This is a genomic window from Capsulimonas corticalis, assembly GCF_003574315.2.
In the GTDB taxonomy this organism is placed as follows: Bacteria; Armatimonadota; Armatimonadia; order Armatimonadales; family Capsulimonadaceae; genus Capsulimonas; species Capsulimonas corticalis.
In genome coordinates, this window is sequence record NZ_AP025739.1 from 813182 (window position 1) to 827224 (window position 14043).

Below are 14043 nucleotides of genomic sequence, written 5' to 3' on the forward strand. Positions count from 1 at the left end.
CCTTGGTCAGATCGCCCGCAAGCCTATCTTTTTCCCGCGCTCGAAAGGAACATTACCTTGCAGTCATTTCGCGTATTCCCCGCCCTATGCATTCTTGGTTTGGCGCTGACGCCATTTCTCGCCGGCTGTGGCGGCGGAGGCGGTGGCGGCGGTGACAGCACTTCCACGCCCCCGGCCGGAACGCCGGCCTCCATCACGGGCACGGCGCCCAACGGCCTGGTCGCCACGGTCACGGAAAACACCAATATCGTCAGCGCGGGCGGAAATGTCATTTACACCTATAAGCTGACCAACCCTACCGGCGCCAGCATCACGATCACCTCGGGCAGCGCATCGCCGACGACGCCCAGCGTCACCCTTGGGATCAAAAACGCCGGCGGAACGCCCGTGTACTCATCGATCCCGCCGCCGCCGCCGCTCTTCACGGCGACGCTCGCTCCGGGTCAGTCGCTGACATCCACCGAAACCGTCTCGGCGTTCGGATCAACCGGCGTCTACCAGGCGACCGCCAAGTTCGGCGACATCACCCCCGTCTTCAGCGTCGGCCCACTGGCCGTCACCGTCCAATAATCGCCCCCAATCTCACCTACACTTTCTGGCTGGGCGGAGCGCTGGTCTCCGCCCGCCAGATGTGTTTGTGAACCCACGCCTTACCACTCTCGTAGTACGTCCCCCAGACATAGCCGATCAAACTAATGACGTTGATCGCCGCCACGATGGCGCTTCCCGCCCACCAATACGACTTGCCGTAGATGACGTTAAAATCGCCCAAAAACGAACCCGAAAGGCAAAGCATCGGATACCAGAGCAGCACGACGAACCATTGGTTCGCGGCGGCGGACGCAAGGATGATGCGCCAGATCAGGGATACGCGAAGATACCGCGCCGCGAGCGCCAGCCCGATCCCCAGAATATAATTGACCAGGTTCCCCGCAAGCGCGACCCACCAATCCTGCCGATCCGTAAGCTGAGGCGGATAGGTGATCTCTCCCCAGTAACCAAAGAAGTGCAACCGAATTCCATGCGCGCCAAACAGCGCCGCGACCAGCGCGTGCCCTCCCTCGTGCAGCAGCACGATCGGCGGCCACAAGAAGTAAGACGCGATTCCGTTAGCCAGTCGCAGATCCTCAGGCGTCACCTGGTCGTCGAACAGACTGCGCCGCTTGCGCCAGACATCGACGGCCATGCGAATGGCGAGGACACCGTAAACAATGGAAATAATATTGAGAACGCCAGAGCCGATCATAGTTAAGTTGTCCTGTTCCTGAATGACAGCTTACCTGATCCCGACGATGAACGCTGTTACTCGCGCCCGTTCCACGCGACGAGCGCGGAAATCGTGACGACGGAAATCAATGTGGAGAAGAGAATCGCGCGTGAGGTGACGGCGGCTTCGCGGTCGTAGAGCTTGGCGAGCATGAAGGGGCCGGTCCCGATGGGGAGGGCGCTGAGCAGCAGCGCCGTGTGGGACCAGAGCGGCGGCATGGGAAAGACGCAGAAGGCGAGCGCGCCCGTCACGACCGGCTGGAACAGCAGTTTGAGGACGACGAGCCGCCATACCGTGGACATTTCGCACGAGGCGGCGGGCTGCGCGAGAAACAAACCGATCGTCACCAGCGCACACGGACTCGCGGCCGCCCCAAGCAATGTGGTGAAACGCAGAATAGGGATCGGCAGCGTCACATGCAGCGCCGCGCACAGCAGCCCGATCACCGGCGCGACCAGCAGCGGATTCGTCGCCAGCGACCGCGCCGCCTTGACGAGGGTCCGCCCCAGGCTCTTCTCCTGCTGCAAGTCCATCTCGATCAGCACGATGGCTCCGGCAAAGAGCACGCAGGCAATCAAAAACGAGGAGATCGCCGCCGGCGGCAGACCCCGCTCCCCAAACACCGCCAGACACAACGGGATTCCCATAAATCCCGTGTTCGGATAAGACGCCCCCAGCCCCTCAATGCTCTTATCCGCCAGCCGATGACTCTTCCGCCGATCCAGCGCAAACGAGACAACAAAAGTCGCCGCCATCCCGCCCACGAACGCCGCCAGAAACCCCGGATGGTCCACCTCGCCCCAGGTAATCTGCGCCATCGACTGAAACAGCACCACCGGCAGCGCTAATCGTACGACAAACGTGTTCAGGTGATCGACGGCCGACGGCGCAAGCACGCCGCGCCTCGCGCAGAAGTAGCCGACGAAGATCAGCGCGAATATGGGGAGGACGGCGTTGAGGACGGATTGCATGCGAGCAGACCTTGCTTGATCGAGTCGACAGCATCCATCATATCATATTTTACGCCGATGTCGAATGAGGAACAAACGCCCAAGTCTCACAGCGCGGCTTGCGGCGAATGTTCCAGGGAGGAGAGATCGGCTTCTTCCTTGAGCAGCACGCCGGAGAGCTGGCGGCGGCGGGATTCTTGCATCAGGTAGAGAAGGCGGGCGGCGGCGATGGGGTATGGGAGGCCTTCGGGGCGGATGTTGGAGAGGCAGTTGCGCTGGGAGTCGGCGGTGGCGGCGTGGGCTTGCCAGGTGAGGTAGACGCCGAGGGAGTCGGGCGTGGTGAGGCCGGGGCGTTCGCCGATGAGGACGACGACCATGTCGGCGCGGAGGGCTTCGGCGACGGCGTCGCCGACCGCGACGCGGCCTTGTTGGACGAGGACGGCGGGCCCGATGCGCCAGTCGGATTGGCGGAGCGTGGGGAGGACGGCCTGAAGCAAGGGCGCGGAGTGGCGGTTCGCGGCGGTGGCGCTGAGGCCGTCGGCGATGACGAACACGATGTCCCAGTTCTTGGGCTGGTCGGCGAGCAGGCCGAGCGACGGGGCGCTCAGGCGGCGGCCCAGGTCGGGGCGCTGGATGTATTCAGAGCGGTCGGCGGCTTCGCTATGCAGGCGAATCGTCTCCAGGCCAAGTTCGGCGAGGCCCGCCTGTAAACTCTCCGTATCCAGCGGAGATCCAACGGCGTCGCGGGCCTGGGCGTGGTCCCACTGGAAATCGAGATGGTCGCCGGTCGGCTGCGATACTCCGGTTGGGGCGACGCCGATCCGGGCCGGCGTGAACTCGCGCAGGCGCGTCCAGACGGACGCGGGGGCTAGCGAAGTTCCGACGGGGGCGATCTCGTGGAGCGCCTCCAGCATCGGGCTGTCCGCGCGCGACCCCGTCAGCCGCTGATGCCGACCCTGAGCGTCAAAGATCCCCATTCGCTCCAGCCACGCTTCGAACTCGGGCGCCGGGCGCTTTCCCAAAATGCGGCGGACGTAAAGGGCGTCGTGGAACGAAGTGCTCTGGTAGTTGAGCATGATGTCGTCCGCGCCGGGGACGCCCATGATAAACGTGCAGCCGGCGGCGGCGATCAGCGTGAGCAGGACATCCATGTCGTCCTGGTCGGCCTCGGCGTGATTGGTGTAACAAACGTCGCAGCCCATCGGCAGGCCGAGCAGCTTGCCGGCGCAGTGGTCCTCTAATCCCGCCCGGATGATCTGCTTGCCGTTAAAAAGATATTCGGGACCGATGAAGCCGACCACCGTGTTGACGAGCAGCGGCGAAAAGGCGCGCGCGACGGCGTAGGCGCGGCACTCCAACGTCTGCTGATCGACGCCGTGGTGCGCGTCCGCCGAAAGCGCGCTCCCCTGCCCCGTCTCGAAGTACATGACGTTGTCGCCGACCGAGCCGCGCCCCAGCGCCAGCGCCATCTCGTGCGCTTCGCGCAGCATCGTGAGGTTAACGCCAAAGCCCTGGTTGGCGGCCTCCGTGCCGGCGACCGATTGGAAGACCAGATCGATCGGCGCGCCCCGCTCCATCGCCTGCATCGCGTTCGTGACATGGGTCAGCACGCACGACTGCACGGGCATGTCGAAACGCCGGCGCATCTCGTCCAGCATCTCGACCAAACGGATACAGGCGTCCACGTTGTCCGTCGCCGGGTTGATCCCAATCACCGCGTCGCCGCCGCCGAGCAGCAGGCCGTCCAAGAGACTGGCGGCCACGCCGCGCGGATCGTCGGTGGGATGGTTGGGCTGCACGCGCGTGGAAAGGCGTCCTTCCAGGCCGAGGGTATTGCGAAACCGCGTGACAACGCGGCATTTGGCCCCGACCGCCACCAGATCCTGCACGCGCATGATCTTGGTGACAGCGGCGGCCATCTCCGGCGTGATCCCCGGCGCCAGCCGCGCGAGGGCGTCGGCGTCCGCATCATCGGACAGCAGCCAGTCCCGAAAACCGCCCACCGTCAAATGCGCGATCGGCGCGAACGCGGCCGCGTCATGCGTATCCACGATCAGCCGCGTGACTTCGTCGCTCTCATACGGGACGACCGCGCACGACAAAAACTCCGTGAGGCGTGTCTCCGCCAGCGCCATCTGCGCGGCCACCCGCTCCTGCGCGCTTTGGGCGGCGACACCCGCCAGCGCATCCCCCGACCGCAGCGGAGTCGCCTTCGCAAGCAGCGTCTTCAAATCGGAAAACGTATAAACGCCGCCGCCCACCGTATGCCGATATGTCATGACGATCTCCCGCTTTCGAACCGCTCGCATTTCACAAAAAGCTTAGCTGGCCTTCGCTTCGACTGCCCGGGCAAACCCACCCCACGCTTCGGCCGCCCCCTCGGGGCAAACCCACCCCGGCGCTTAGCATGCTCCCTTGCAAACCCACCCCCGCGCTACGCGCGCCCCCTCCCGCCGACGGGAAGGGTTAGTCGGATTGCCTCTTACGAAAGCCGCCTGCGATAATACACTCTGAAATACCCTTCCCGTCGCGGGAGGGGTGGCCCGCAGGGCCGGGGTGGGTTTGCCACGGGAGGGGGCGGCCGAAGGCCGGGGATAGGTTTGCCCGGACCCCGCAAACCCGATCACAAATTCGCAACGCGCGCAAGCAGCGCTTTGTCCATCTTGCAGACGACCGTGTAGGCCGGATCGAAGACGTTGGCGATCTCGTACTCGACGCATTGGCCCATCAGGGTGTGCGCTTCCGTCCAGGTCAGCGCATACTCTTCTTGCAGCCAGCGGGCCATTTCGCTGGTGGCGTGCTGGAGAGCCTGGTCCAAGGGGCGGGCGTTTCCCGCCGCCACGATGTGAGTGGCCGTTTCGGCTCGGGGCCATTCGATCGATTTGCCTTTGATTACCGAGAGGGTGAATTCGACGTCGAACGAAATCTCGATTCCCGTCCCGCAAACTTCGCCGCAGCCTTGAACGGCGTGGCCGTCGCCGATGAAGAACAGGGCGCCGGAGACGGCGACGGGAAAGTACACCGTGACGCCTTCCGTGAAGCCCTTGTAGTCCATGTTGCCGCCGTTCGTGGATGATGTCGCGGTGGAGATCGCCTGCCCGCCGGACGGCGCGACGCCGAAGCAGCCGACCATCGGACGGATCGGGATCGGCAAGCGCGCGAGCTTGGTCGCCGGAGACGTCAGGACGGCGATCCCGGCGTCCCAGTCCACATCCCACTCACCGCTGCCTTCGGCGAAGCCGGGCGGCGGCGGGAGCAGCGCGACATCGGCGGGGTCCATCACATTGGAGGCCAGCTGCACTCCGCTCCACCCAAAGCGCCGGTTCGGACGCAATCGATCCAGCCGGACCGCCAGCGTATCGCCCGGCTCCGCGCCCTCGACATAGAACGGCCCGGTCATCGGGTTGACGCCTTTGTGCCGCCGCTCGCGATGAAGATCGAAACCACCGGCGTCCAGCGTCGTCGTCGCCACGGTATCGCCGTCGGCGATCCGCAGGACCGGCGGGTGCGAACCGAGCGTGCTGAAATAATGGGTCGGCGTAAACTGGTGTTTGCTCATGGGTCTCGATCCAACATGGAAATATTCGATACGTCAAGACGCCCCCGGCCCCATGAGGGGCGCAGACCATACGATCGAGAACGCGAGGGGTGCGTCCCTCATATCAGTCGGCGACGCCGGATTCGGGGAGCGTCTGGCCGCCGTCGACGCACAGCGTTTGTCCGGTGATCCATCCCGCCTCATCCGAAGCGAAGAACGCCATCGCGTAGGCGATGTCTTCGGGCGAGCCCAGCTTGCCCATGGGGATCGCGCGCGTCATCTTGCTCAGGTACTCTTCGCCCAGTTGCGCCAGGCCCTCCGTCAAAATATTCCCGGGCTCCACGCCGTTCACGGTAATCCCGAACTTCGCAAGCTCCACGGCCGCGTTTCGGATAAAACCGTTGACGCCGCCCTTGGTCGCGCCATAATGCGCGAATCCAGGCATGCCTGTTTTCGGACCGGTAATGGACGAGGTGAACAAAATTCGGCCCCGCCCCTGCTGTTTCATGGCCGGCAGGACAGCCTGCGTGGCGAAGAGCGCGCCCTTCAAATTGAGGTTGTGACAGCGGTCCCAATCCTCCTCAGTGATCTCTTCCAGCATGGCCTCCCAAAAGACGCCGGCGTTATGGACGAGGATGTCGATCGCCCCATAAGTCTCCAAAGCCGCCGCCGCGACTTTTTCATTGTCGGCTTTCACGCTGATGTCCGCCGGAACGAAGATCGCCTCACCCCCAGCGTCCCGAATCTCCCGCGCGACGCGCTCCCCGGCCTCGACATTTCGGTTCGCCGCCACGACTTTGGCGCCTTCCCGCGCGAAGACATGCGCGATCCCATAACCGATCCCGGCGCTCGCCCCCGTCACGATGGCCACCCGGCCGTGTATTCCCTTCACACAATCTCCTTGAAAACAGAAATGACGTACTGCCTGCCCGGCAAACTCCCTCTAGTCCTACCTACCCCCGCGCTTCGCGCGCCCCCTCCCGTGGCAAACCCACCCCCGCGCTTCGCGCGACCCCTCCCGTCACCGGGAAGGGTTATTTCAGAGTGTGTTATCGCAGGCCGCTCCCGTAAGAGGCAATCCGACTAACCCTTCCCGCCCGAGGGAGGGGTCGCGCGAAGCGCGGGGGTGGGTTTACCCGGGAGGGGTGGCCCGAAGGGCCGGGGTAGGTTAGGACCAGAGGGGGTTTGCACGGCCCCGGATTTACGCAATCGCCGTTGAGGACCCGCGCGACTTCATGCGTTCGATCAGCATCCACACAATGCCGACCGCCATGTAACCGGCGAAGACCTGCGGCAGATAGTTGTCCGGCGCGACCGGCCACGGATAGACGCTGCCCTTGACCGCCAGGCCCATGAACAGGACGCCGGCGACCGCGCTGAAGATCAGCATCGGCGAGAGCGACTTATCCCGGGACGCCGAGACCACCGCGCCGACCGCGATGAGAATATACGCCAGCAGGAAGCCGTACGTGGCGATCATGCCGTTCATGTTGTAGATGTCCAGAACCGCGACGTGCTTCATGCTCAGGCCAAAGAGAACCACGATCATGATGGCCGCGCAAACGGTCGCGGCGATGTGCGGCGTGGCGTTGGTGTCGTGCGATTTGCCGAGATGCGCGTGGATCAGGCCGTCGCGGGACATCGCCGAAAGGATGCGCGAGGTCGCCGTCACGCAGGCCAGCGAACAAGCAAACAAACTGACGATCGCGCCGATGGAGACGAGAACGCCCAGGACGGGCGCGTGGGCGATGTCGGCCATGGCGGTCAGCGCCACCAGGTTCGGATCGTCCAGGTGCGTCTTGTAGGCGGAGAACGCCGAGACCATCATGAACGACATGATCATAAAGAACGTGCCGGCGATCGCCGTGCTCATGAAGACCGCGCGGGGGATGGAGCGCTTTGGATCGCGCGCCTCGGCGCCCAGCGCCGTCGCGCTTTCAAAGCCGACGAAGGAGAAGATTCCCAGGACCATTCCGCCCTGAAGCCCCGTCAGCGTCATGCCCTTGAGCGAAAGCTGCGGTCCCAGATGCAGGCCCGTATGCGCGACCATCAGAAGACCGAGAACGAAGATCAGACTGATGGAGACGCCCTCCAGAATCAGCATCATCTTCGCCGAAAGCCGCACGTCGCGGTAAGCGACAAACCAGACCAGTCCCACTACGAGCACGAACATCACCATGGCGGGCATGGCGATATTCAGGTTCTTCAGCAACGTCTGCGCGTACGGCGCCGTGTAGGAGGCGACGGCGATTCCCGTCGTAAGATACGCGAGGATCAGCGCCCAGCCCGTGATGAAACCGGCGGTCGGTCCCAGGCTTTTCGTCACGTAGGAGTAAAGCGCGCCGGGCGTCGCGGTCTTGCTGGCGAACTGCTTGATGCAGACGCCGATCAAGAGAAGGCCCAGCGTGGCGAGCAGGTACGTGAACCACGTCCCGTTCCCGGAAGAGCCGAAGACGAGCTGAAGGTTGACGGCCGGCGTGAGAGTCGGCGCGATGTTGGCGATGGACTGCGCCAGCGTCTCAGTGGAGCTAAGCGCGTCGCGTCGGTAGCCGACGGCATGGTGGTTATGTTCCCCCAGATCGAGATGATCGGCGGGGAGTTGAACGGTAGCCATGATCTTTTTTCTTCCTTTTTCCGATGACGCAAGATCGCCGCGAAAACGGCGAGGGACGTTCACTTCGGCGCCGAAGGAATATCAAGGATTTGAGAGATCGGCGGCTTCGCCTTGCAAACGGTCAGTCCATGAGGAGTACGGCCCGGTAGCGGACTTTGTTGTCGCGTACGTGCTGAACGGCGTCGTTGGCGCGCTCAAAAGCAAAGGTCTCGATCTGGGGAACGATCCCGTACCGGGCCGCGAGCCCGAGCATTTCAATCATCTCTGACCGGCTTCCGATCGGAGACCCCATGATTCGGCGGCGCTTGTCCTGGAAGGCGAACACGGAAAGCGGGATCGGATCGTTCCCGATCCCGACCAGGTTGAACACCCCGTCGGAATCCAGACAGTTCAGATAAGCGTTATAATCCTTTCCTGAGGCGACGGTGTCGATGATGATGTCGAGCGGCCGCGACGGTTTTTGTGGCGGAGATCCGTCCCGTCCGACAATCACCGCCTCGGCGGCGCCGAGCCGCGCGGCGTACTCCGCCTTCTCCGGAGACGTCGTGAAGACCGTGACCCGGTTTCCGAGCTTGGCCGCGAACTGCACGGCCAGATGCCCCAGGCCGCCGATGCCGATCACGCCGATCTCCTGACCGCCGCGCATTCCCGCGTGGCGCAGCCCGGAATAAACCGTAATGCCCGCGCACAGCAGCGGCCCCGCCGCCGCGGACGCCAGGCCGTCCGGAATGGGGAAGGCGAAGCGGGAGTCGACGGTCATATAATCGCCGAACCCGCCGTACTGGTGCAGGATCGTCGCCTGATTCGCGTCGCACATCTGCTCGTTGCCGCGCAGACAGTCGCGGCAGCCCAGGCACGCGCCGGACTGCCAGCCGACGCCCACCCGGTCCCCGATCTTAAGATGCGTCACGCCCGGCCCCAGCTCCACGACTTCGCCGACCGCCTCATGGCCCGGCACGACGGGAAAGGTCGCGCCGCCCCAATCGTTATCGACGACGTGGATGTCCGAGTGGCACAGGCCGCAGCTTTGAACGCGGATCACGCAGTCGAAGCCGCTGACGGCGCCGATTTCATATTCGAACGGGCGCAGCGGCTCGCCCGGCGCGTACGCGGCCAGCGCATGGACTTTCATCAGTCAGTGCGCTCCGTTCTTATGGTCGGATCCCGATGAGGAACAGCCGCAGCCGCCGGTCTCCTGAGCGATCCCGTGACAGCGCTTCGACTCGGTCGGGGGCACATCCAGCGCCGGGTTACGATCGAAGAAGCCAACCGGCTTCAGCATGAACCCGACATAGCCCACCGGCATCACCGGCCAATCCTCGGGACGCGGGATATGGTTGTGCGCGAGGGTGTACCAGACCACCAGATCCGTGTCTTCGATCGGACGGTTGCCCTGCGTGTACATCGGCAGCCCGGCGTCGGTCTGGCTCTGGTTTGGATATTTTCCGGTCGCATAAAGTTCGTCGGCGTCGAACGGAGTCACCCACAGATGCTTGCTCATGTAGCCGGCCCGCTTGCTGACGTAGGCGCTCGGATGCTGGAAGGCGGCGCTGTTCTCCCCCGGCATGAGCTTATAAGAGACCGGCAGGCCAAGACGGTTGATGGAGTGGGGATTGACGATCTTCCAGTAGCGGCCGCGCAGCGGATCCACGAGCTGCTGCGCCTCATGCTCGGTCTTCAGGGTCGTCGCCTGCGCGTAGTAGCCGTTGCCTGCCGGATTGTCCGGCCCCTCCGGCTCCAGCTCGCAATGCACCTCCTGCACGGAGTTGCGCGGACCGTCCACCATCATATCCATGCGGATATTGAAGATATGCTCGTGGTTCGGCGCGTAGAGGCCGGGCGCGAGCAGCGAGCCGTATTTACGCGTCTCGCCAGGCGGCAGCGCCGAGGTGTTCATAATGCCGGTCAGCTTGATCTCATACTGGATCGTTCCATCCTGGTAGAAGTACCAGAAGAAGCCGTACTCGTAGTTGCCGACCGTCGCGATGAACGAGACGACCAGACGCCGCGAGCGGCGCACTTCGGTATGGTTGTTGCGCCAATCGACGTGCTTCCAGAGGATCCCAAAGTCTTCCTCGTGCATGCAGACGGCGTTCGGCAGCTTGACGGGCTCGCCCCGGCTGCTCGTCATAAAGGCGTCGAAGTACCGGATCTCGCCCAGACAGTCGCAGCCAAGCTCCAGGGCGTTCGCGAGCATCCCAATGCCGTACTCGCCGCAGTCGAAGGCGTTCTTGTGGTAGTGGTTGTAGCCCGGATCGCCGTAGGGCACGACCATGTCGCAGAGCGCGGCTCGGTAGAGAATGGGGCGCGCCTTGCCGCCGTCCTCATAGCCGACCGTGTAGAGCACGAGCCCTTCGCGCGGCGTGAAGCCGATCCGAAACGACCACTTCTGCCACGTCACATGATGCCCATCGACAGTGAAGCTCGGTCCATCGGGCTGCGCGACCTCGAACGGCTTGAGGTCCGCGCGATAGCCGCCCGTCTGGCTGAACTCGGACACATACTCGCGGCTGTAGTTGCCCGGCTCCGGCGGGAGGGCGACGACGCCGGTATCGATCACTTCCAGCACCCGCTGCTCGTTCAAATCGTAGATGACCGCGACGCCTTCGATGGGCCTGGCGTAGCCGTTGTCCATCGTCTCGGCGCGCAGCCAGGCCATGGCGCGCAGCACGCGCCGCGTTTCATAAGACGCGCTTTCCCCGCCATACCAGCCGGCGGACCACGGGTCCACCATCACCAGACTCATGTCCGAGATTCCGCGCTTCGCGAGCGCCGCCTGGAACTCCGGGCTGTTCTTGACGCCTTCCTCGCATTCGAAGAACTCGTCGAGCATCACTGACGGCTGCACGCCGGGAATATGCTCCCATCGGACGACGGACATGTCCGTCAGGGACACCACGGCTTCATAAGTCTTGCCGTCGGCGTTGTCGAGGATCTGCACGGCGGCTTCGCGCGGCGCGGCCGTCTCGGCCGTCCAGCCATACACGACCTCCTTGGCCGGCTCCGCCAGAGTCGCCAGCACGAACCGCATCTTATCGCCCAGGAGGCCCGACGCGCGCAGCACGCCGGCCGCCGCCGCAATCTCCTCGCCGCTGAGCGGCTCCAGTGGGTGCATGCGCGGCGGAGCCGCGACGGCTTCTATGATCGATCCTGTCGTCGCCATAACACGCTTCTCCTATCATCCGACCTTGAGGCCGGACGACGTCATACACAGAAACAGGGAAAAGAAGTGGCGGCGCCGCCAGCGTATACGAATAGGGCAGAGAAACAAAAAAAGACGCTCTTCCATTCCAGAGCTCGCATGCTTGCGAGCGTTACGGTATCGGGAAGACGTCTTTGCCTTGCTTTATCACGAGGGGATGCGGCTGCTACAGCGCGCGATGTCGTCAAATCGCCATGATCGGACACAGGGATGATATCACATTCGATCCAATGCTGTCAATAGCGAAAACGCTATCGAAATCTCACCTCACTTTCCAATGTGTTACCAATAACCCCTGCCTTCTCGTGAATTGTCAAGCCCGAGTGCAGCGAAGATAACGTAATGTCGGAGCGCCCCTAACGAGTATGATATTCGTTGGGGGCGCTGATTCATTATTACGCCAGCGTTTCCTGGATGAATGCGATGTCGGCGGCGGTGAGGGCGCGGCCGTCGGCGGCGAGGTTGCATTTGGCCTGGCGCTCGTTGCGGAAGCCGGGGATGACGCAGGCGACGCGCGGCTGGGCGAGGATGTAGTTGAGGGCGACAGAGGCGAGGTCTTCGGTCGTGGAGCCGAAGCGGGCTTTGAGCTTTTCGAGCTTGGGCTTGAGCGCGGCGATGGCCTCGGCGCCGAAGGCGGAGCTGTCTTTGCGGTGGTCGCCGGGCTCAAACTGGGGCGGATTCTCGGGGTTGTATTTATCGAGAAGACGCGCCTGGGCGAGCGGGCTGAAGGCGACGAAGGTCATGTTGTGCTCTTCGAGCAATTTGGCGACGCGGGAGCCGGGGCGGACGAACTGATCGTCGAGCGCGTGCGCCCAGCTTTGCAGGACCTGCGGCTTGACGACCGGGACGACGCGCTCGAAGTCGTCGGCCGAGTACGCCGATTGGCCCTTGACGCGGACCTTGCCTTCGGCGACCAGAGCGTCGAGCGTGGCGGCGGCTTCGGGCAGGTACTTGGCGTCGGGGCCGAAGTCGCCATGGTGGAAGTAGTAGACGTCGATATAGTCGCGCTTCAGGTTGATCAGCGACTGCTCGCACTGATGCCGGATATGCGCGGGCTCGTAGGCGTGCTCGGCGGTGCCGGGAAAATGGCCGATTTTGGTGGCGACGATGTAGTCGTTGGTGTTGACGCCCAGCTTGTCGAAGACGCGGGCCAGCATCCGCTCGGCCTTGCCGTTGCCGTAGACATCGGCGTTGTCGAAGTGATTGACCCCGGCGTCGATGGCCGCCTTGATCCCGGCGACGATATCGTCCTCATCCACGTTCGCCCATCCGTTGGGGCTCCCGTTGACCCAGTTCAGACCTCCCATGGTCCAGCAGCCGAAGCTGATCTCCGAAACGTTGACGCCGCTTGCGCCCAGTGGCCGGTAATTCATGAATGTCTCCCTCGTCCAACCGAAAAGATATGCGACGTTGTGTCCGTGCGCCTTCCCGATTCTACCTGACGGATGAGGTTTCATGCATATTGAAGGCGACGGGCGCGCAAGCGATCTGAATGATTACTTTACATCCATGAGATCCATGATATAATAGTGCAGGCTCCGCCGTCCGCGAATGGGCGCCCGCCCCATCGCGTCGCCGGCGAACTTCTACGGAGCACGGAAAAGGTCCCCCTTTGAAATACGCAACTCGACAACGACTCCGCATGGCGGGAATTGCGGCGTTCGCCCTTTCCGTCGCCGCGGTCGCCGGATGCGGCGGCGGCGGTTCGTCCGATAACGGCGGAACGACCACCCCGGTGGAAACGATCAACGGCGTCGTGATCAGTTCAGTCACCCCGAACGTCGTACCCCTGACCGCCGGCCAGATTATCACCGTCACCGGAACAGGCTTTGAAGCCAAGGACGCCACGGGAACCATCATGCCCGTCACCGTGCATCTCGGCAGCACCACCGTCAGCTCCACCGTGATCTCCGACACCACACTGACCGCCGTGACGCCGGCGGCGCCGTTCGGCGGCGTCGTGGATGTGCGCGTGCTGAACGCGAAGGGCATCAGCGCCAAGACCACCGGCGACCTGCTCACCTTCGTCGACACCAGCACGACGGGGACCACCACGGGAACCACGACGGGGACCACCACAGGCACGACGACGGGGACCACAACGGGTACGACGACAGGAACCAGCACGGGAACAACCACCAGCACCACGACCGGTGGCGGTCCGCCGCCCCCGCCGCTGTAAAACTGGCGCATTTGACAGCGTTCGCCGCAGGCGGTTTCATTGACAATTTGAAGCCGCCTGTGGTATATTCAACTCAATCCAATAGCGCAGCATGACGTTCTTATCAAGAGTGGTGGAGGGACCGGCCCTACGAAACCACAACAACCACCCCGCCCGGGGCAGGTGTTAATTCCGGCGTCGCATTCTTTTTCAGGAATGGGGACGCAAGATAAGACAAGCGAACGAACCACTTCTCCCGCTTGCCTCTCGAAAACTTGATAATCCCGCCGCTGCTCTCAATCCAAAGTCTG

At 63.5% G+C, this 14043-nt stretch carries 11 protein-coding genes, 1 pseudogene and 1 riboswitch; of the genes and pseudogenes, 2 read left to right on the top strand and 10 right to left on the bottom strand.

Annotated elements, in window-relative coordinates; translation table 11 throughout:
* Window positions 1-57: 57 nt before the first annotated feature.
* Complete coding sequence (locus D5261_RS03595; RefSeq protein ID WP_125206186.1) at window positions 58-570, top strand: hypothetical protein; 513 nt, start codon at window positions 58-60, stop codon at window positions 568-570.
* A 16-nt stretch (window positions 571-586) separates the two neighbouring features.
* On the opposite strand, the gene D5261_RS03600 is transcribed toward D5261_RS03595, so the two are convergent.
* From D5261_RS03600 to D5261_RS03640, 10 genes and pseudogenes are all read right to left on the bottom strand, one after another.
* Window positions 587-1246, bottom strand: coding sequence for a zinc metalloprotease (locus D5261_RS03600; RefSeq protein ID WP_119323405.1), 660 nt, complete (start codon window positions 1244-1246; stop codon window positions 587-589).
* Between the two features lie 56 nt (window positions 1247-1302).
* Window positions 1303-2238: an AEC family transporter gene (locus tag D5261_RS03605; protein WP_119323406.1), complete on the bottom strand. Its 936-nt coding sequence runs from the start codon at window positions 2236-2238 to the stop codon at window positions 1303-1305.
* Between the two features lie 86 nt (window positions 2239-2324).
* Window positions 2325-3194 carry an ethanolamine ammonia-lyase subunit EutC gene (eutC, locus tag D5261_RS33340; protein ID WP_435792411.1) on the bottom strand — a complete coding sequence of 290 codons (870 nt, stop codon included), beginning with the start codon at window positions 3192-3194 and terminating at the stop codon, window positions 2325-2327.
* Window positions 3177-4496: pseudogene (locus D5261_RS33345) on the bottom strand (ethanolamine ammonia-lyase subunit EutB); the annotation flags it as partial. The gene eutC and the pseudogene D5261_RS33345, both read right to left, overlap by 18 nt.
* Before the next feature lie 344 nt (window positions 4497-4840).
* A complete protein-coding gene (locus tag D5261_RS03615) occupies window positions 4841-5776 on the bottom strand; it encodes an acetamidase/formamidase family protein (RefSeq protein WP_119323408.1) in 936 nt (311 codons plus the stop codon).
* A gap of 103 nt (window positions 5777-5879) precedes the next feature.
* Window positions 5880-6647 carry an SDR family oxidoreductase gene (locus tag D5261_RS03620; protein ID WP_218025702.1) on the bottom strand — a complete coding sequence of 256 codons (768 nt, stop codon included), beginning with the start codon at window positions 6645-6647 and terminating at the stop codon, window positions 5880-5882.
* 309 nt (window positions 6648-6956) lie between these two features.
* Complete coding sequence (locus D5261_RS03625; protein ID WP_119323409.1) at window positions 6957-8369, bottom strand: APC family permease; 1413 nt, start codon at window positions 8367-8369, stop codon at window positions 6957-6959.
* A gap of 121 nt (window positions 8370-8490) precedes the next feature.
* The gene (locus D5261_RS03630) at window positions 8491-9501 is read right to left on the bottom strand and encodes an NAD(P)-dependent alcohol dehydrogenase (protein ID WP_119323410.1); all 1011 of its coding nucleotides are present in this window, start codon (window positions 9499-9501) and stop codon (window positions 8491-8493) included.
* A 3-nt stretch (window positions 9502-9504) separates the two neighbouring features.
* On the bottom strand, window positions 9505-11532 hold the full coding sequence (locus tag D5261_RS03635; protein ID WP_119323411.1) for a primary-amine oxidase: 2028 nt from the start codon (window positions 11530-11532) through the stop codon (window positions 9505-9507).
* A gap of 434 nt (window positions 11533-11966) precedes the next feature.
* Entirely contained in the window at window positions 11967-12944 is a 978-nt protein-coding gene (locus tag D5261_RS03640) for an aldo/keto reductase (protein WP_165864460.1), read from the bottom strand.
* 239 nt (window positions 12945-13183) lie between these two features.
* Between D5261_RS03640 and D5261_RS03645 the strand changes: the two genes are divergently transcribed.
* A complete protein-coding gene (locus tag D5261_RS03645) occupies window positions 13184-13753 on the top strand; it encodes an IPT/TIG domain-containing protein (protein WP_301002414.1) in 570 nt (189 codons plus the stop codon).
* A gap of 97 nt (window positions 13754-13850) precedes the next feature.
* Window positions 13851-13968, top strand: a riboswitch (SAM riboswitch).
* Window positions 13969-14043 lie beyond the last annotated feature (75 nt).

Excerpts from the sequence above, each read along its gene's own strand:
- D5261_RS03600 (WP_119323405.1), bottom strand. The coding sequence starts at position 1,246 with ATGATCGGCTCTGGCGTTCTCAATATTATTTCCATTGTTTACGGTGTC.
- D5261_RS03605 (WP_119323406.1), bottom strand. The coding sequence starts at position 2,238 with ATGCAATCCGTCCTCAACGCCGTCCTCCCCATATTCGCGCTGATCTTC.
- eutC (WP_435792411.1), bottom strand. The coding sequence starts at position 3,194 with ATGGGGATCTTTGACGCTCAGGGTCGGCATCAGCGGCTGACGGGGTCG.
- D5261_RS03615 (WP_119323408.1), bottom strand. The coding sequence starts at position 5,776 with ATGAGCAAACACCAGTTTACGCCGACCCATTATTTCAGCACGCTCGGT.
- D5261_RS03625 (WP_119323409.1), bottom strand. The coding sequence starts at position 8,369 with ATGGCTACCGTTCAACTCCCCGCCGATCATCTCGATCTGGGGGAACAT.
- D5261_RS03630 (WP_119323410.1), bottom strand. The coding sequence starts at position 9,501 with ATGAAAGTCCATGCGCTGGCCGCGTACGCGCCGGGCGAGCCGCTGCGC.
- D5261_RS03635 (WP_119323411.1), bottom strand. The coding sequence starts at position 11,532 with ATGGCGACGACAGGATCGATCATAGAAGCCGTCGCGGCTCCGCCGCGC.
- D5261_RS03640 (WP_165864460.1), bottom strand. The coding sequence starts at position 12,944 with ATGAATTACCGGCCACTGGGCGCAAGCGGCGTCAACGTTTCGGAGATC.